The sequence below is a fragment of the Pseudomonas sp. RIT-PI-r genome, assembly GCF_001297015.1.
Classification (GTDB): Bacteria; Pseudomonadota; Gammaproteobacteria; order Pseudomonadales; family Pseudomonadaceae; genus Aquipseudomonas.
Genome location: NZ_LIGE01000023.1, coordinates 407,328 through 425,587 on the forward strand (window position 1 = coordinate 407,328; position 18,260 = coordinate 425,587).

17 protein-coding genes are annotated in these 18,260 nt (G+C 59.4%); 5 read left to right on the forward strand and 12 right to left on the reverse strand.

What is annotated here, in order from left to right; all coding sequences use genetic code 11:
• Both AK821_RS11375 and AK821_RS11380 read left to right on the forward strand, forming a co-directional pair.
• On the forward strand, positions 1–939 hold the full coding sequence (locus tag AK821_RS11375; protein ID WP_064389717.1) for an MlaD family protein: 939 nt from the start codon (positions 1–3) through the stop codon (positions 937–939).
• On the forward strand, positions 936–1,562 hold the full coding sequence (locus AK821_RS11380; RefSeq protein ID WP_064389718.1) for an ABC-type transport auxiliary lipoprotein family protein: 627 nt from the start codon (positions 936–938) through the stop codon (positions 1,560–1,562). The genes AK821_RS11375 and AK821_RS11380 overlap by 4 nt, the downstream gene beginning before the upstream one ends.
• A gap of 121 nt (positions 1,563–1,683) precedes the next feature.
• On the opposite strand, the gene AK821_RS11385 is transcribed toward AK821_RS11380, so the two are convergent.
• The 5 genes from AK821_RS11385 to AK821_RS11405 form a co-directional block, all read right to left on the reverse strand.
• Entirely contained in the window at positions 1,684–2,913 is a 1,230-nt protein-coding gene (locus AK821_RS11385) for a nucleoside recognition domain-containing protein (protein WP_007911793.1), read from the reverse strand.
• Between the two features lie 198 nt (positions 2,914–3,111).
• Complete coding sequence (gene gltP, locus AK821_RS11390; RefSeq protein WP_064389719.1) at positions 3,112–4,443, reverse strand: glutamate/aspartate:proton symporter GltP; 1,332 nt, start codon at positions 4,441–4,443, stop codon at positions 3,112–3,114.
• 708 nt (positions 4,444–5,151) lie between these two features.
• Positions 5,152–5,616, reverse strand: a complete 465-nt coding sequence (locus AK821_RS11400; protein WP_064389721.1) for an inhibitor of vertebrate lysozyme family protein — start codon at positions 5,614–5,616, stop codon at positions 5,152–5,154.
• Positions 5,617–5,618: 2 nt separating this feature from the next.
• Positions 5,619–5,783 carry a DUF1328 domain-containing protein gene (locus AK821_RS29465; RefSeq protein WP_003177151.1) on the reverse strand — a complete coding sequence of 55 codons (165 nt, stop codon included), beginning with the start codon at positions 5,781–5,783 and terminating at the stop codon, positions 5,619–5,621.
• A gap of 73 nt (positions 5,784–5,856) precedes the next feature.
• Positions 5,857–6,141, reverse strand: coding sequence for a hypothetical protein (locus tag AK821_RS11405; RefSeq protein WP_064389722.1), 285 nt, complete (start codon positions 6,139–6,141; stop codon positions 5,857–5,859).
• Positions 6,142–6,568: 427 nt separating this feature from the next.
• On the opposite strand from AK821_RS11405, the gene algB reads away from it, so the two are divergent.
• Together algB and AK821_RS11415 are read left to right on the forward strand one after the other, a co-directional pair.
• Positions 6,569–7,915 (forward strand): sigma-54-dependent response regulator transcription factor AlgB, encoded by a 1,347-nt coding sequence (gene algB, locus AK821_RS11410; RefSeq protein ID WP_064389723.1) that lies wholly within the window; start codon positions 6,569–6,571, stop codon positions 7,913–7,915.
• Positions 7,916–7,925: 10 nt separating this feature from the next.
• The gene (locus tag AK821_RS11415; RefSeq protein ID WP_064389724.1) at positions 7,926–9,716 is read left to right on the forward strand and encodes a KinB sensor domain-containing domain; all 1,791 of its coding nucleotides are present in this window, start codon (positions 7,926–7,928) and stop codon (positions 9,714–9,716) included.
• Here the strand turns inward: AK821_RS11415 and AK821_RS11420 are convergent.
• The 7 genes from AK821_RS11420 to AK821_RS11450 all read right to left on the reverse strand — a co-directional run bounded on the left by AK821_RS11420 (position 9,713) and on the right by AK821_RS11450 (position 17,067).
• Entirely contained in the window at positions 9,713–11,326 is a 1,614-nt protein-coding gene (locus AK821_RS11420; protein ID WP_177330946.1) for an EAL domain-containing protein, read from the reverse strand. The two genes, AK821_RS11415 and AK821_RS11420, sit on opposite strands and share 4 nt — an antisense overlap.
• 76 nt (positions 11,327–11,402) lie before the next feature.
• Entirely contained in the window at positions 11,403–12,185 is a 783-nt protein-coding gene (locus AK821_RS11425; protein WP_064389726.1) for an N-acetylmuramoyl-L-alanine amidase, read from the reverse strand.
• Positions 12,186–12,286: 101 nt separating this feature from the next.
• Entirely contained in the window at positions 12,287–14,374 is a 2,088-nt protein-coding gene (locus AK821_RS11430; RefSeq protein ID WP_064389727.1) for a GGDEF domain-containing protein, read from the reverse strand.
• Positions 14,371–15,249 carry an endonuclease/exonuclease/phosphatase family protein gene (locus AK821_RS11435; protein WP_064389728.1) on the reverse strand — a complete coding sequence of 293 codons (879 nt, stop codon included), beginning with the start codon at positions 15,247–15,249 and terminating at the stop codon, positions 14,371–14,373. Before AK821_RS11435 ends, AK821_RS11430 begins: the two co-directional genes overlap by 4 nt.
• Positions 15,250–15,263: 14 nt before the next feature.
• Positions 15,264–15,905 (reverse strand): thiol:disulfide interchange protein DsbA/DsbL, encoded by a 642-nt coding sequence (locus AK821_RS11440; protein WP_053125396.1) that lies wholly within the window; start codon positions 15,903–15,905, stop codon positions 15,264–15,266.
• Positions 15,906–16,115: 210 nt separating this feature from the next.
• Entirely contained in the window at positions 16,116–16,733 is a 618-nt protein-coding gene (locus tag AK821_RS11445; RefSeq protein WP_064389729.1) for a c-type cytochrome, read from the reverse strand.
• A 43-nt stretch (positions 16,734–16,776) separates the two neighbouring features.
• The gene (locus tag AK821_RS11450) at positions 16,777–17,067 is read right to left on the reverse strand and encodes a c-type cytochrome (protein ID WP_034152239.1); all 291 of its coding nucleotides are present in this window, start codon (positions 17,065–17,067) and stop codon (positions 16,777–16,779) included.
• A gap of 191 nt (positions 17,068–17,258) precedes the next feature.
• Here AK821_RS11450 and yihA point away from each other — a divergent pair, with 191 nt between their 5' ends.
• Positions 17,259–17,900, forward strand: a complete 642-nt coding sequence (yihA, locus tag AK821_RS11455) for a ribosome biogenesis GTP-binding protein YihA/YsxC (protein WP_064389730.1) — start codon at positions 17,259–17,261, stop codon at positions 17,898–17,900.
• The last annotated feature ends 360 nt before the right edge of the window (positions 17,901–18,260 follow it).

Genomic DNA, 18,260 nt, shown 5'->3' on the forward strand with positions numbered 1-18,260 from the left:
ATGGAAACCCGAGCGCATCATGTATTGATCGGCCTGTTCACCGTGATTGTGGTGGCAGGCGCCCTGCTCTTCGGTCTGTTCCTGGCCAAGTCCAGCGTCGACACCGAGTTCAAGGATTATGAAGTCGTCTTCAACGAGGCCGTCAGCGGTCTGTCCAAGGGCAGTTCGGTGCAATACAGCGGGATCAAGGTCGGCGATGTGATCAGCCTGCGCCTTGATCCGAAAGACCCACGGCGGGTGCTGGCGCGGATTCGTCTGGCCGGTGACACCCCGGTCAAGGAAGACACCCAGGCGAAACTGGCGCTGGCCGGGATCACTGGCACGTCGATCATCCAGCTCAGCGGTGGCACGCCGCAGAGCCCGAAACTGAGTGGTCATGACGGCAAGCTGCCGCTGATCGTCGCTTCGCCCTCGCCTATCTCGCGCCTGCTCAATGACAGCAACGATTTGATGACCGGCATCAGCGCGCTGCTGCATAACGCCAATCAGATGTTCTCCCCGGAAAACGTCGAACGTGTGAGCAAAACCCTCGCGCATCTGGAGCAAACCACCGGCACCATCAACGATCAACGCGGCGACATCAAACAGGCCATGCAGCAATTGGCGACGGTCGGCAAGCAGGCCGGCAGCATGCTCGAACAAACTTCGCTGCTGATGCGCAACGCCAACGGCCTGATCAACGATCAAGGCAAGCAAGCACTGGGCAGCGCCGAGCAGGCGATGAAGTCGCTGGAGCAAAGCACCGCGACGATCAGCACCCTGCTCAACAAAAACGAAAACTCCCTCGACAATGGCATGCAGGGCCTCAACGGCCTGGCCCCGGCGATCCGCGAATTGCGCGAGACGCTGACCTCGCTGCGCGCCATCTCGCAACGCCTTGAGGCCAACCCCAGCGGCTACCTGCTGGGCCGCGACAAGAACAAGGAATTCACGCCATGAAGCTGACTCGCCTCGCCCTTTTCGCTGCTGGCATTTCGCTGATCAGCGCGTGTTCGATTCTGCCCCAGGCCGAGCCGTCGGACGTGTATCGCTTGCCGGCCGCACAGGCGCCCGCCTCGGCCAGTTCGGCAGCAACGCAGCACTGGTCGCTGCGACTGAACAAGTTGCAGGCCAGTGAGGCTTTGAACCGGCCGACGATTGCGGTGATTCCGCAGGGCGATGTGATCAGCAGCTACAAGGGCTCGCGCTGGAGTGATCCGGCGCCGGTGCTGGTGCGCAATCGCTTGCTCGACGGCTTTGCGCGTGATGGCCGAGTGACGTTGCTCAGTACCGATGACAGCAACTTTGCGGCGGATCTGGAATTGGGCGGGAATTTGCAGGCGTTTCAGACCGAGTATCAGGGCGCGCAGGCCAGCGTTGTGTTGCGGGTTGATGCGTTATTGGTGCGCGGCTATGACCAGCGCATTCTGGCCAGTCGCCGGTTTGAAGAGCGCCAGCCGCTGAGTGATGTGCAGGTGCCGGCGGTGGTTGCCGGGTTCGGCCAGGCCAGTGATCGCTTGACCGCCAAAGTCGTGGCTTGGGCCGTCGACCAGGGCCAGAAACTCGCGCCCCCAAAACCCTAAGCCCAACACACAACCCCTGTAGGAGTGAGCCTGCTCGCGATAGCGGTGTATCAATAGCCATCAACGGTGACTGATACACCGCTATCGCGAGCAGGCTCACTCCTACAGTTTGGAATTGTGGTTAGCCGAAGAACCAGTAGCAGACGAAAATGGCACCAACGACCCCGGCAAACTCCGCCAACAACGCACACCCCACCGCATGCCGCGCGCGCTGAATCCCCACCGCGCCGAAATACACCGCCAGCACATAGAACGTGGTCTCGGTACTGCCCTGAATAGTCGCCGCGACCAGCGCCGGGAAGCTGTCGACCCCTGAGGTCTTCATCGTCTCGATCAACATCGCCCGCGCTGCGCTGCCGGAGAACGGTTTGACCATCGCCGTCGGCAACGCATCGACAAACCGCGTGTCCCAACCGGCCCACTCGACCAGATGACGAATGCCGTCGAGCCCGAAGTCCAGCGCACCGGAGGCGCGCAACACGCCCACCGCGCAGAGCATCGCCACCAGATACGGCAGCAGATTCTTTGCGACATCGAAGCCTTCTTTGGCGCCTTCAACGAACGCCTCGTAGACCTTCACTTTCTTTAACGCGCCGATCAGCAAGAACAGCATGATCAACCCAAACAGCGTGAGATTGCCGAGGATCGACGACAGTCCCGCCAAAGCCGTCGCCGAAAGGGTGCCCAGCAGCGCCATGAAGCCGCCGAGAATCAGCGCGCCGGGAATCAGATACGCCAACACCACCGGATCCCAGATCCGCAGACGCTGCATGAACGCCACCGAGAGGAAGCCGACAATCGTCGAGCAACTGGTCGCCAGCAGGATCGGCAGAAACACCAGTGTCGGGTCCGGCGCGCCTTGCTGGGCGCGGTACATGAAGATCGTCACCGGCAGCAGGGTCAGGGAGGAGGCGTTGAGCACCAGGAAGAGGATTTGCGCGTTACTGGCGATGGTGGCACTGGGATTGAGCTCCTGCAGCGCCTTCATGGCTTTCAGGCCGATGGGCGTGGCCGCGTTGTCGAGGCCCAGACCGTTGGCAGCGAAGTTCAACGTGATCAGGCCGAGGGCAGGGTGACCGGCCGGGACTTCCGGCATCAGCCGCAGAAACAGCGGGCCGAGGACTTTCGCCAACCACTCTACGATCCCGGCTTTTTCGGCAATGCGCAGAAAGCCCAGCCACAGGGTGAGGGTGCCGAACAGCAGCACCATGACTTCGACCGAAAGCTTGGCCATGGCGAAAATGCTTTCCACCATCGCCGCGAAGATCCCGGCGTTGCCGCCGATCAGCCACTGCGCCAGCGCCGACACGGCTGCGACGATAAAGAAGCCAAGCCACAGGCCATTAAGCATCAGTCAAATCCCCCGAAGAATGCCGCGAATGATAGCGGGGTCGCCAGAAACGACAAACCCCGGATTTCTCCGGGGTTCGTATGGCTGACTCGGTCCTCTGTAGGAGTGAGCCTGCTCGCGATGAGGGCGGCACATTCAACATCTCTGTTGTTTGGTACACCGCCATCGCGAGCAGGCTCACTCCTACAGGGTTTTGTGTCAGTTCTTGGAGATTTCGCCCGCTGGCAGTTTTTCCTTGCTGCGCCAGTGCGGCAGGGAGTTCCAGTAGCGCTCGCCCTTGGCATCGTCGTACATGCCTTCCCAGCGCGAGATAACCAGTACAGCCAGGGCGTTACCGATCACGTTCAGTGCGGTACGGGCCATGTCCATGACGCGGTCGACACCGGCGATGAAGGCCAGACCTTCCAGCGGGATACCGACGCTGCCCAGGGTGGCCAGCAGCACCACGAAGGAAACGCCCGGTACGCCGGCGATGCCTTTGGAGGTGACCATCAGGGTCAGCACCAGCAGCAGTTGTTGGCTGATCGACAGGTCGATGCCGTACAGCTGCGCGATGAAGATTGCCGCGATCGACTGATACAGGGTCGAACCGTCGAGGTTGAACGAGTAACCGGTCGGCACCACGAAGCTGCAGATCGCTTTCGGTGCGCCGTAGGCTTCCATCTTCTCGATCACGCGCGGCAGCACGGTTTCCGAAGAAGCGGTGGAGTAGGCCAGCACCAGCTCATCCTTGAAGATGCGCATCAGCTTGAACACCGAGAAACCGAACATCTTGGCGATCAGGCCCAGCACTACGAAGGCGAAGAAGGCGATGGCGAAGTAAACCAGGATCACCAGTTTGGCCAGCGGCAGCAGGGAAGCGAAACCGAAGTTGGCCACGGTCACCGCGATCAGTGCGAATACGCCGATCGGGGCGTAGTTCATGATCATGTGGGTGACTTTGAACATGCTTTCCGAGACGCCCTGGAACATCTTCACCAGCGGCTCGCGCAGGTCCGACTGCAGGCTCGACAGACCGAGACCGAACAGCACGGAGAAGAAGATGATCGGCAGCATTTCGCCGCGGGCCATGGCCGCGAAGATGTTCGACGGGATCAGGTTGAGGATGGTCTCGATGAACGCGTGTTCATGCTGTACTTCGGCGGCAGTGGCCTGGTACTTGGAGATGTCCACTGTGCCGAGGGTGCTCATGTCGATGCCGGCACCCGGATGGAACAGGTTGGCCAGCAACAGGCCGACAACGATGGCGATGGTGGTGACGATTTCGAAATAGATGATCGTCTTCAGGCCGATGCGCCCAAGCTTCTTCGCGTCGCCGACGCCGGCGATGCCGACGATCAGGGACGAGATGACGATCGGGATCACGATCATCTTGATCAGACGGATAAAGATATCGCCTGCTGGTTGCAGGACGTTGCTGATCCACCAGGCCTTCTCGGCACTGAAGTGGTTGAGCAACGCACCGATTGCAATACCCAGAACCAGACCGATGAGGATCTGCCAGGCGAGGCTAATTTTTGCCTTCTTCATTATCTTTACCCTTACTTGCGTTTGACTCAGGCACATGCAGGAACTGGAACGCTTTTTAGCGGAAAAGTCTGTGCATCTGCCTCCGTATAAGGTGCCCCGAAGCGCGTGTTTACGGCTCTTCGGCAGGCGAAAAAAGGCGCAACTATTCCGATGCAAGGTTGCGACGTCTAATGCCGTAAACGCCTACCCTATGCCGAATCGGCATGAGCTTTTTTAATTGAAACTGGCGTCCCAACCGGTTCGATTGTGACATTTCGGCCGGCATAAGTGCCGTGAACCGGCCATCACAGCGGAGGTTGGTTGTTTTTTGAGCAAGGAAAATTCATCAAAAACGTTAGGAAAAAGCCTACGTAGGAAGACTAGAAGTCCCACTGTTTAAGTGGACTCTTTGTCGATATACGGTCGCCATGAAACACCGCGTAATGTTTTTGCGCGCAGTGTCAGCGATAAAAAGGATGAGCTGGACGCTCTGGATCAATGTTTTGCTCGATTGAAAGCTCAGCGCAAGTCCGTCGATCGATGCTGGATCGGCGAACCTGCGGCGCAGCTTTTTAATTGCCCTGACCCGGCCCTTGCGCAGGCACTCCCTGTACCCGTAGGTCACTCCGACCCTGCAACAGTCAGAACGTCCCGGCCCCTTGGTCATGCGCCGGCCTTCCTCAGGTGGGCGCAATGGAAGGCAGCAGGGCTGCTGCCTTCATGTTCAGATCAGTACCAGTTCGGATCTTTCTTGAGGGTTTCCATCAGAAGATCCTGCATGCCCTGGTCGGGTTTGCCGAGGAAGCGGTAGGTGGCATGTCGCGTGGGCGACTTGTCGGCCGGCAGTCCTTCGGGGACATCGACGAGCATGGCGTATGCGTCTTTCTTGTCGAAACTGAAGGCGACGATCAAGCGGTGGTTCAGGCACTTGTCTGCAGATTCGCAGAGCGGGCCAACCAGATACTGGTCGCCATCTTCAGTCACGGCATTCATCTGTTGGTCAGGCGTGCCGGACAGGTTCATCACCCATTCCGGCAGGCGCTCTTCCTTCTTCACCACGCCTTCCCAGGTTTGCCGATACTGCGGGTCGGAACTCAACAGTTCGTTGACCCGCGCCTGGCCATCGTTGGCCGCCATCGCCATGGCACTACCGCCCAGAAGCAGGGCGGCTGCCAGTGTCTTTAAAACAGTCATCGTTAACCTCGGCCGCGACGGCCAAAGAAGAAGGAAGCGATGAACATCACCAGGAACACGACAAAGAGAATCTTGGCGATACCCGTGGCGGTGCCCGCGATACCACCGAAGCCCAGTACTGCAGCGATGATGGCAATGATCAAGAATGTAATTGCCCAGCTCAACATGGTGATTCTCCTTACTTCTCTATTTAGGGGTGTTGCGTGTCCCGGCGCGTAGCGCCCGAATTCATTCAATTGGTCAGAAAACCCAACGCTCTTCGCGTGGCATTTGATCCAGTGGCTGCGCTTGATCGACATCCATCATGCGCATCGAGGCGCTCTCGGCCTGACTGCTGCTGACGGCACTGAAGTGCGTTTGCGTGTTGTGCTGGATCGAAATCAGCGGCTCAACCTTCTGGCTGTTTTCCCAGCTCAGGTATTGCTGACAGGCGATCAGGGTGATCAACAGCGCCAATACGCCAAACAGACCTTGCTGGATATGCAGTGGCGAGATACGCACTTGGGCGGCACGTGGGCGAGTCATCCTGGGTTCCTCACTCTTATTCGGTTGGGGCAGTTCATGTCTGCCCGGGCTGTAAGAGATATTGCAGCCTGCATGCCAGTTTTTTGTTTGAAAAAAAATCAATAAAATCAATATGTTACAAGTGTGAGGAAAAGCGTTCGCGACGCATCCTGCACGATGGCTCATCTGGCATCGTGCGCAATGCACGATTTTTTCGTAGGAGAATTCATTCTTATGGAATTGAGAGCAGGGCGCAGATGTCAGAAAAGGACGCAGGTAATGCCCTGCAAACCGGTGACTGTTTAAATAACCAACAAAATCAATGTATTGGCCGTAACGGCAGGAGAGAGCTACCCTCCTATGGCTGGCATCGTTCAGAATCAACCATGCAACTTGCCCGATTTTTCCGGGACTAACCCAAGACCAATCACTATGGAGCGTAGGAAAAATGGAATCTGCCACTGAGCATCAAGGCCGCATTCTGCTGGTGGACGACGAATCCGCCATCCTGCGTACGTTCCGTTATTGCCTCGAAGACGAGGGCTATACGGTCGCCACAGCGAACAGCGCGGCTCAGGCCGATGCCCTGCTGCAGCGTCAGGTCTTTGACCTGTGTTTCCTGGATTTGCGCTTGGGCGAGGACAACGGTCTCGACGTACTGGCGCAAATGCGCATTCAGGCGCCATGGATGCGCGTAGTGATCGTCACCGCGCATTCAGCTGTCGATACGGCCGTTGATGCGATTCAGGCCGGCGCCGCCGATTATCTGGTCAAGCCGTGCAGCCCGGATCAGTTGCGTCTGGCCACCGCCAAACAACTTGAAGTGCGCCAACTGTCGGCGCGCCTCGAAGCCCTTGAAGGCGAGATCCGCAAGCCGAAAGACGGTCTCGACTCGCACAGCCCGGCGATGAAAGTCGTACTGGAGACGGCCCGCCAGGTCGCGAGCACCGATGCCAACATTCTTATCCTTGGCGAGTCCGGCACCGGTAAAGGTGAGCTGGCCCGAGCGATTCACGGCTGGAGCAAGCGCGAGAAAAAATCCTGCGTAACCATCAATTGCCCGTCGTTGACGGCGGAATTGATGGAAAGCGAGCTGTTCGGTCACAGCCGTGGCGCGTTCACCGGCGCTAGCGAAAGTACGCTGGGTCGAGTCAATCAGGCCGACGGCGGTACGCTGTTTCTCGACGAGATCGGCGATTTTCCCCTGACATTGCAACCCAAGTTGCTGCGTTTCATTCAGGACAAGGAATACGAGCGGGTAGGGGATCCGGTCACCCGCCGCGCCGATGTGCGCATCCTTGCTGCAACCAACCTCAATCTGGAAGACATGGTGCGTGACGGCCGCTTCCGTGAAGACCTGCTCTATCGCCTCAACGTGATCACCCTTCACCTGCCGCCCCTGCGCGAGCGCGCCGAGGACATTCTCACGCTGGCCGACCGCTTCCTCGCCCGTTTCGTCAAAGAGTACGCACGTCCGGCGCGGGGTTTCAGCGACGAGGCTCGCGAGGCGCTGCTCGGTTACCGCTGGCCAGGCAACATTCGTGAGTTACGCAACGTGGTTGAGCGGGCGAGCATCATCTGCCCGCAAGAACGCGTCGAGATCACCCACTTGGGCATGGCCGAGCAACCGGCCAACAATGCGCCAAGAGTCGGTGCGGCATTGAGTCTCGACGAATTGGAGAAAGCCCATATCGGCGCGGTTCTCGCCACTGCCGGCACGCTGGATCAAGCGGCAAAAACCCTGGGTATCGACGCCTCGACCCTGTATCGCAAGCGCAAGCAGTACAACCTGTGAGTGCCGGGCGATGAAACTGGCGATGAAGTTGCGGACCCGCTTGTTCTTGAGCATTTCCGCGCTGATCACCGTGGCCCTTCTCGGGCTGCTGCTCGGGCTGGTCAGTGTGATGCAGATGGCCGGCACTCAAGAGGCATTGGTGCGCAGTAACTTCGTCACCCTCGATCTGGGCCTCAAGTTGCGACAGACGCTGGGTGATCAATTGATCATCATGCTGGCGGAAAAACCTGACCCGGTCGCTTTCGAAGCGTCGAAACAGCATTACTTCCAATTGCTCGACGAAGGCATCGCTCAAGAACAGGAGGGCGATGGTCGACAGTACGGTTTCAGTCAGGCCAAAGCGGATTACCTCCGCTTTCTGCAAGCCTTCGATTTGTCGCATGACCCGGCCAGTTCAATGGGCAGCAGCGCCGACTTCCGGGAGCGCTTCAACACCTTGCGCAACGGCCTGATCGCTGAACACAAACATGCCCTCGATAACATCAACGCGGTACAACACGCCGCCCGCGACCGGGCGCTCCTCGTCGCGGGCCTGCTCGGGCTGGTGGGACTGGCTGTGTTGATCATCGGATTTGTCACTGCTCACGGTATCGCCCGGCGATTTGGCGCGCCGATCGAAGCGCTGGCGCAAGCGGCGGACAATATTGGCCAAGGCAATTTTGAAGTGACCCTGCCGATCTCTTCGGCAATGGAAATGAATCAGTTGACCAAGCGTTTCGGGCTGATGGCCGAAGCGCTGCGTGAGCATCAGGCAACCAACGTCGACGAATTGCTTGCCGGTCAGCAACGCTTGCAGGCGGTACTCGACAGTATCGATGACGGCTTGTTGATGATTGACCGCCAAGGACATCTGGAACACCTCAACCCAGTCGCTCAGCGCCAATTGGGCTGGGAAGATGACCGTCTCGGCCAAGGACTGGGGACGGCGCTGGGGCGCCCGGAACTGGACGCGCAGTTGCAACTGGTGCTGCGCGGCGGCTCTCTGGAGCGTGCGCCGGAGGATTTGAGTATCGAGGTCGACGGCGAATCGCGCCTGCTGACCTACAGCCTGACGCCGGTCAGTCACACCCAGGGCCACATTCTCGGCGCAGTGATGGTCTTGCACGACGTCACCGAGCAGCGCGCTTTCGAGCGGGTGCGCAGCGAGTTCGTCCTGCGCGCCTCTCACGAGCTGCGCACGCCGGTCACCGGCATGCATATGGCGTTCGGCCTGTTCCGTGAACGGGCGAAGTTTCCAGCGGAGTCGCGCGAGGCGGACCTGCTCGACACCGTGAACGAAGAAATGCAGCGCCTGATGCAGTTGATCAATGACCTGCTCAACTTCTCGCGTTATCAGAACGGTCTGCAGAAACTGACGTTGGCGCCGTGTTCCATCGAAGATCTGCTGGAACAGGCGCGACTTCGCTTTGCAGATTTTGCGCTGGGCAAAGGCATCGCACTGAATGTCGAAGTGCAGGGGCCATTGCCCCGGTTGCAAGCCGATCAGGCCCAACTCGACCGCGTCCTCGACAACCTGATCGACAACGCCCTGCGCCACACCGCCCGCGACGGCCAGATACGGTTGCAGGCGCGACGCCATGGCGAGCGGGTGATCATCAGTGTTGAAGATAATGGCGAAGGTATTGCCTACGGCCAGCAGGGGCGCATCTTCGAGCCGTTCGTGCAGGTCGGACGCAAGAAGGGCGGCGCCGGTCTTGGCCTGGCGCTGTGCAAGGAAATCGTCCAGCTACACGGCGGGCGGATGGGCGTTTACTCGCGGCCGGGGCAGGGCACGCAGTTCTATATGGCGCTGACAGTTTAGGCTTCGTCGTCCATGCGTCGCCCGGTGAGGCGCCGCCCTCGGGTGATCAGCTCAATGAACTGCACCGCGCTCAGGGCATGGGCGAACAGCCAGCCTTGCCCGAACTTGACGCCTTCACTGCTGAGCAATTCGGCTTGCGACTCCAGCTCGATGCCTTCGGCAATCACCTTCAAGTCCAACGCCTGCGCCATGTGAATGATGTGCGGGGCGACGCCGCTGCTCGCCGCATCGTGGCCGAGCGCATCAATAAAGGCCTTGTCGATTTTCAGGCAATCCACCGGCAGGGTTTGCAGGTAGGCGAGGCTGCAATAGCCGGTGCCGAAGTCATCGATCAGCACCTGATGGCCGACATCGCGCAGGGCTTGCAGGTTTTCCCGCGCCACCACCACATCAATCAGACCACGTTCGGTGACTTCGAAGGCGATTTGCCGCGCGGCCACCCGGTGCAACGTCAGTAGCCGCGCCATGACTTGCCCGATGCGCGGCACCATGACGTCGCAAGCCGCAAGATTCACCGAGATATACAGTTGCGGGTTGGCCCGAAGCAACTGGCCCAACTGCTCCAGCAGGCGCTGGAGGACGAAATCGGTCATCTGGCGGATCTGCCCGGTGTTCTCCGCCATCGGGATGAACAGGTCGGGGCTGGTCAGCGTGCCATCTGGGCGACGCCAGCGCAGCAAGGCTTCGGCGCCGACGCAGTTACGGCTGTCGAGGTCGAAGATCGGTTGGTAGAGCACCTGCAGCTCGCCACGGCGGATGGCGCCGTGCAATTCGGCATCCAGCGATTGGCGCTGACGCGCCAACAGAAACACCAGAAAACCGACAATGGCGCCGGCCACCAGGCAGACCGGGATCATCCACCACCAGACAGCGGGGATGTGCATGCCGGTACGCGGTGTGATCAATACCAACTGATATTCGGGGTTGTCGGTGGGCATGCGATAGATCAGCCGCGTGTGCGTCACCTGCAAGGCGTCGCGGCTTTTCGGCGGCCATTGCTCTGTGGGTGGCCAGACCTGTTCTTTGCCCAGTACCGGAATGGCTCGAGTGCCATGGTCCAGCACCACCAACAGACTGCTGCCGGGCGACAGATCGACCATATCGGTCAGGTGCCCCCGGGAGGTAGCGACGCGAAAATTACCGCGCCCCAACATCAGCGCTGCACGGTTTTCATCGGGTTCGGTGGTGGTGTTAAGCCAATAGCTGTAGGTCGGGCCTTTGATATCCGGCGCACGAACAACGGACAGACCTTCCTGGCGCGGACGGTTGGAGCAGATCCGCGAGGCGTCCATATAAGCGGCTTCATAAACGAAGCGATAGTTGAAGGTGACTTGCTGCAGGGTAGCGATCATTTCGTCGTCACAACTGCGCAGAGGTTGGGCTTCGAGGTCGTCGAGACTTTCGCGCAGTTGACCGAACAATTGTTCGAGGCGGGCCAGGAATCGTTCGCCTTGGGCATTCATTTCCTGGCTTTCACGTTGCTCGACCTGACGCATTGCGACAAACAAACCGCCGGCGATCAACAGGCTGGCACTGAGGACAGCCGCGATCATCGCCAAAAACCAAGGGCGAAAGAACCAGCTACGCAGCGTCTCTCGGGTAGCAGCCATCATGGAATATCCGAAGAATTACCAATGAGTTATAGCTGCTGATTGCGATTTCGCCCTGACCGTCGGGCGGGCGTCATTATTTTGTCTGATTAAGGACCAGCAGCAGTGCTGCGGTTTGCGCGTCCGGTGTGCCGTCGAAGCGCGAAGGGCGGAAGTGCATCTGGAAGGCTGCGAGGACGTGGCGTGTCGCAACGTCGAGTTCGCCGGTCTGCGGGGTGTCGTAGCCCAGATGCGCCAATTGCGCCTGGAACCAGCTGATGCTCGGCAGTTCGGCGCTGTTGAACAGCATTTGCTGGCGCGCGACCGCCATTTCATTCGGCCACACGCCCAAGCCTTCAGCGGCGAGGCGCTTCCATGGGAACAATGGGCCCGGATCGAGTTTGCGCAGCGGGGCGATGTCGCTGTGACCGATGATGTGACGCGGGCTGATGCCGTTGCGCTTGCTGATGTCCTTGAGCAGGACGATCAGCGATTGAATTTGCGCTTCGCTGTACGGATACCACAGGCGCCCGGTCGGCGTGTCCTTGAAGCCCGGATTGACGATTTCGATACCGATCGAACTGGAGTTGAGCCAGGTGCGGCCCTGCCATTGGCTTTCACCGGCGTGCCAGGCGCGCTGGTTTTCGTCCATCAGCTTGTAGATGGTGCCGCCCTTGTCGTCGCCGATCAGGTAGTGGCTGCTGACTTCGCCGTGGGTCAGCAGTTGCAACGAGCGTTCCAGCGACGTCGACGTGTAGTGGACGATCACGAACTGAATGCGACTGTCATGGTTGGCCGAAGGGTGGCTGGTGTCGTAACGCGGGCCGCTGGCGCAACCGGCCAGGACAAGCAGCGAAGCGAGAAGGGCAAAGAATTTCATGGCAGAGGGCAATACACGCAAGACAATAATGCAACAGTGTAACGTACTGCCTTGCGTCTCAACGGTCAGCGGGCGCAATTAAACAAAATGGAACAATTTGCTCAGCCCAGCTCGACCCGGTTGCGTCCGGCGTTTTTCGCCCGGTATAGCGCCTGATCGGCTCTTTTCAGCACCAGATCGCTATGTTCTCCCGCTCGGAATGTCGCCAATCCCATGGAAAGGGTAATCGTCACTCGCTCGCCTTTAAAGTGGAACGGGCACGCTTCGATCGCGGCGCGCAGGGTCTCCAGCAGTTTGGCGCCAACTGCAGGTGGTGTGGCTGGCATCAGTAGAACGAATTCCTCCCCGCCGAAACGGGCGATGAAGTCCGAGCCGCGCAGGCGCTTGCGCAGCACGGTGGCGATGATTTTCAGCACCTTGTCGCCGGCCAGATGGCCGTAGTTGTCGTTGATCCGTTTGAAGTGATCGAGGTCGAGCATGGCCAGGCTCAGGGTGTTGCCGTGTTGTTGCCACTGCTGGATTTCGTGCTCGAGGCGTTCACTCCACGCGGCGCGATTGGGCAGGCCGGTGAGCGGATCGATCAAGGCTTTCTGTCTTTGTACTTCAAGATGTTCGCGGAAACCTTGGGCTTCCTGTTCCATATGCGCTACGCGCTCGGACAGGCTTTTGAGCCGCGTGGCGACTTCCTGCTCGCGGGCGTCGCGCTGCTTCTGGTGCTGATCCATGGTGCCGAGCAGGCCTTCGAGATGGTTCTCCAGCACGTGCTTGAGGTCTTCCAGATCCGCAGCTTCCTGCACGCTGGTCTGCAAACCGTCGACCTGCTCGCGGATCTGAGTGTCCATGGCCCGCGCTGCCGAGCTGTTATCGGCGTGACCTTCACTGGCGGCTTGCAGATTGCTCTGGAACGCTTCGAGGCGTTCGTTGAGCTGTTGCAAATAGGCTTCGAATTCATGCTGACCGCTGTCAGTGATCGCCAGCATCAACGTCGCGAGATCGTCGAGGATCGGGATCAGTTCATACCAGTTCAAGCCGTGCTTGAGGCGCTCACGCATCGCTTCGGCTTGCGGGCGGTGGCGCTCGGGCAGGGTCAGGTCGTCGAGCAGACCGATCAGGGTGTCTTCGATGTGTTTGGCCACGGAGCTGTACGACGGCTCTGGGGAGTCCGGCAGGGCGAAGAGAATGTCTTGCTCGGAATGCTCCGGATCGATAGCTGCGAGGGCCTGCGCCATTGGTTCAGGCAGGGGCAGGCTGTCGAGGATCAGCGGTGTCGGGTCGCCGGGGTGGATCAATTCGTCCGGGTTGAAGCTGGTGGCCATTGCCGGCGTCGGGGCGGCACTTGGCGCGATGACGGTTTCGGCTTTGGCCTCGACGGACGGCGCTACAGCCGTATCAGCCACTTCTTCGCTGACGAGGGGAGGTGGTTCAAATGCAACCACGTCAGCTTCTGGCAGCGGCTCCGAGAGCGGCGAGCGGGCCTCGATCGCAGGTGCGGGTGGTTTGATTATGGGAGCGGTGATGACCGGCTCCGAAACTGCGGCAGCTTGCTCGGGCACGGGCACTGGTTCTGGCCCGGTTTCTGACGCGGCAGGCGCTGGCACTTCACGCGTTACTTGCGCCTGCGCCTGCGCGGGCGTTTCTGCGCTCGGAGCTGGCGCTTCTTCACTGTCACGAGCCCCAAACAAACGCTGCAACAATCCCGGACGTCCCGGTTCGGCTGGCGTTTCCAGCTGACTCAATGCCCTGCTTTGCAAGCCGCTGAGCTCACTCAGCAGCAATGGCATTTCCCGCGCGGAACCGACGCGACCATCCAGTTGTTTGGCGAATTTCTTCAGCGGCTGGGCGACTTCACGCGGCAGTGGCAACGCCTGCAACTGGGTGACCAGCGAGGTCAGCGCGGTGCTGACTTGATCAATGCGGGTTTCACGGCGCTGCTCGGAATCGAGCACGGCTTTTTCCAGGCGCGGCAGCAGGGCGGCGAGGCCTGCGTCCATGTCGTCGGTGCGCACCACATCGCGCATCTCTTTCATGCACTGATCAACGACCTTGTCGGTGCCCTCGGCAGCCAGCGTGCTGCGCACCAGACCACGTCGAAGCAAGTCGAGCCTGGCGGCCCAGCGGCGTTCGAGTTTGTCCTGCTGTTCGATGCTTTTGAGGTACTTCTCTTTCCAGCGCTGGGCTTCGTCGCTCATTCAAGGGTTCCGCGAGGGGCAGGACTCATCGCGGGCAATGCATCGGCCGTGAGCGAACCCGGCAGACGAATCTCTACCGCGACCGGCAGGTGATCGGAAATGGGTTGTGCCAGCACTTGAACTCTTTCCAGGGTCAGGGTCGGGCTGAGCAGAATATGATCAAGGCAACGCTGCGGGCGCCAGCTGGGGAAAGTCGCTTCCACCTGCGGAGCCAGCAAGCCGAGATCGCGTAACGGAGAGTGTTGTAGCAGATCGCTGGCGTGGGTGTTCATGTCACCCATCAACACTTGGTGTTTATAGCCACCGATCAGCTCACGAATATAGGCCAGTTGCAGGCTGCGCGTGCGCGCGCCGAGGGCCAGGTGCATCATCACTACCACCAGCGCTTCCGGACCTTCGCCGAAACGCAGCAGAATCGCGCCGCGACCTTTCGGGCCGGGCAGCGGATGATCTTCAATCGCCGACGGTTTCAGGCGACTGAGCACGCCATTGCTGTGCTGGGCCAGTCGACCGAGGTTGCGATTGAGTTGTTGATACCAGTAGGGGAAGGCGCCGAGTTGGGCCAGATGTTCGACCTGGTTGACGTAGCCTGAACGCAGGCTGCCGCCATCGGCTTCCTGCAGGGCGACCAGATCGAAGTCGCCGAGCAGGTCGCCGATCTTTTGCAGATTGCCTGAGCGGCCGTTGTGCGGCAGCAGGTGCTGCCAGCTACGGGTCAGGTAATGCCGATAGCGCTCGGTGCTGATGCCGACCTGGATATTGAAACTGAGCAGACGCAGTCGCTGGTCTGCGGGCAGGCCCGTGGACTCCAGGTGATGCTCGTTGACCTGCGGATCATGCAGGCCAACGATGCGTTCGGACTTCCAGCGGCGCATGGCGGTGGCGGCGCTTAGTTGGCTGCAGCCTTGGTTGCCGCTCGCTCTTTGGCGACCAGTTGGTCGGCCAGTTGCAGCGCTTGCTCGGCACCACCGGCAGAGCCGATGTCGAAGCGGTATTTACCGTTGACGATCATGGTTGGCACGCCAGTGATTTCATACTTCTTGGCCAGTTCGCGAGCCTTTACGATCTGACCTTTGATGGCGAACGAGTCGAAGGTGGCAAGGAACTTGTCCTTGTCCACGCCCTGGGTGGCGAGGAAGTCAGCCATGTCGTTCTTGTCGGTCAGCTTCTTGTGTTGTTTCTGGATTGCTTCGAAAACCGCGGCGTGAACCTTGTGCTCGACACCCATGGCTTCGAGGGTCAGGAACATTTGACCGTGAGCATCCCACGGGCCGCCGAACATCGCCGGGATACGCACGAAGTTGACGTCGGATGGCAGCTTCTCAACCCATGGGTTGATCACCGGTTCAAAGGCGTAGCAGTGCGGGCAGCCGTACCAGAACAGCTCGACCACTTCGATCTTGCCAGGCTCTGCAACCGGTACCGGGTTGGCCAGCTCGACGTAAGGGGCGGCTGGGGCTTCGGCGGCTTGAGCGGTCACGCCGAACAGGCTGGCAGCGACGAGGGCGGCGCTGATGATCAGATTACGCATGCTTTACTCCTGGACAATTTGGGTCGCCTCGCGCGACCTGTTTTCAGACAGATCCTGGCGGGCATGAGTTCTGTAGTGTAACGGCAGCGGCCACAAAAAAGGGCGGCCAAAGCCACCCTTTTTATACTTGCTGTGACGGATTAATCGAGCGTTAACATCGCAGGAGATGTCCACCCCCTGCAGACCTCGATCCGCTGGCCTTCGCTGGCCTTAGTGCAGGCCCTGAATGTAGCTGGAGACCGCGGCGATGTCTTCGTCGCTCAGCTTGCGGGCGATGGTGCGCATGGTCATCGCGTCGCCGTCGTTGCTGCGTCCGGCCGCCGGATCTTCCTTGCGGAAGTCGGTCAGTTGCTTGGCGATGTATTGAGCGTGTTGGCCACCGAGGTGCGGGAAGCCGGCGGCGGCGTTGCCAGCGCCATTCGGCGAATGGCAGCCGGTGCAGGCTGGCAGGCCTTTTTCCAGGTTGCCGCCACGGAACAGGGCTTCACCGCGAGCGACGATCTTCGGATCGGCGGCGCCGACGCTGCCTTGCTGGCTGGCGAAATAGGCAGCGATGTCGGCCAGGTCCTGATCGCTCAGGTTGGTCAGCAGGCCGGTCATTTCCAGAACAGTGCGCTTGCCCGACTTGATGTCGTGCAATTGCTTGGTCAGGTAGCGTTCACCTTGACCGGCCAGTTTCGGAAAGTTTGGCGCCATGCTGTTGCCGTCCGGGCCATGGCAGGCTCCGCAAACGGCGGCTTTTGCCTGGCCTGCTGCGGCATCACCGGCAGCATGGGCGAAGCCTGAGATTCCCACGGTCAACAGCAGACTCACGATCAATTTGTTCATCAGCTAATCCAACTACGGCTAAGGGTTAAGTTATGGACCGGGTTTACTCGCTCATCCAAAGGATGATGGCTTGGTAATCCTCGGCACTGCAGTCCATGCACAAACCACGCGGCGGCATCGCCTTGAAACCCTGGGTCACGTGTTGCACCAGCGTCTCCATACCTTTCGCCAACCTCGGCGTCCAAGCTTCCTGATCGCCTCTTTCGGGCGCCATGGGTAGTTGGCCGGAATGACAGGCACCACAAACACGGTTGTACACAGCTTCCGGATCCTGTGTAGCCTGTGCGCTGTAAAGCGGCATCAAGACTCCGGCAGCCAGCAGCCATTTCGTCATAAAACGACCTTTTCAGGGTTGAGAGCGTTCTGCGTTCTAATGCGCAATCAAGGTCTGTCGCTCTCGTGAACTTCATCCTACGCTGGGACAAAGCACACACAAAATCTGCGGCATTATATACTGGCGTCACTGAAACGGAAGCGACACCGCGTTCCGCGCCCAATCCCGGCGCCGCCCACATCGGAAATCCCATGCAACTCAAGAATCCCATCCTCGGCCTGTGCCAACAGTCCACGTTCATGCTCAGTGCCGCCAAAGTCGATCAATGCCCCGACGACGAAGGCTTCGAAGTGGCATTTGCCGGTCGTTCCAACGCCGGTAAATCCAGCGCACTGAACACCCTGACTCACGCCAGCCTGGCGCGCACCTCGAAAACCCCGGGTCGCACACAGCTGTTGAACTTCTTCAAGCTAGACGAAGATCGCCGTCTGGTCGACCTGCCGGGCTACGGTTACGCAAAAGTACCGATCCCGCTGAAGATGCACTGGCAGCGTCACCTTGAGGCGTACCTCGGTGGCCGCGAGAGTTTGAAGGGTTTGATTCTGATGATGGACATCCGTCATCCAATGACCGACTTCGACCTGTTGATGCTCGACTGGGCCGTTGCGGCCGGCATGCCAATGCACATCCTGCTGACCAAGGCCGACAAACTGACCTACGGCGCAGCCAAGAACACCTTGCTCAAAGTGCAGTCGGAAATTCGCAAGGGCTGGGGCGATCAAGTCACCATCCAGCTGTTCTCGGCACCAAAACGCATGGGCCTGGAAGAGGCCTACACTGTACTGGCCGGCTGGATGGAACTGGCAGACAAAGGCGCCGAGGCGGCTGAGTAAACAGGGATTAGAAAATTGGCTGTGGTGCGCTCAGGCAAGGCGAAAGCACACTGAAAAGCGGCCGGGGTCGCGCTCGACTTTAGGGTACCTAAATGAGCATTTTTAGCTGTGCTTTCAACGCAATCTGAGCGTGCCACAGCCAATTTTCAGGCAAAAAAAGCCCCGGATTTCATTGGGGAGGGAGAAATTCCGGGGTTTAAGTTCCGAACCGCTAGGGCGGGGTTCAGATATCTGCCAACACTTAACACAACATAGGAGCATCGAAGGGCTTCACCAGCCATTCAGTATCTCTGAGTGGTGTACTTCCAGATTAGTTCAGATTTTTTTCAAAAAGCTTTGGAATAATCCCAAGCGCTTTTC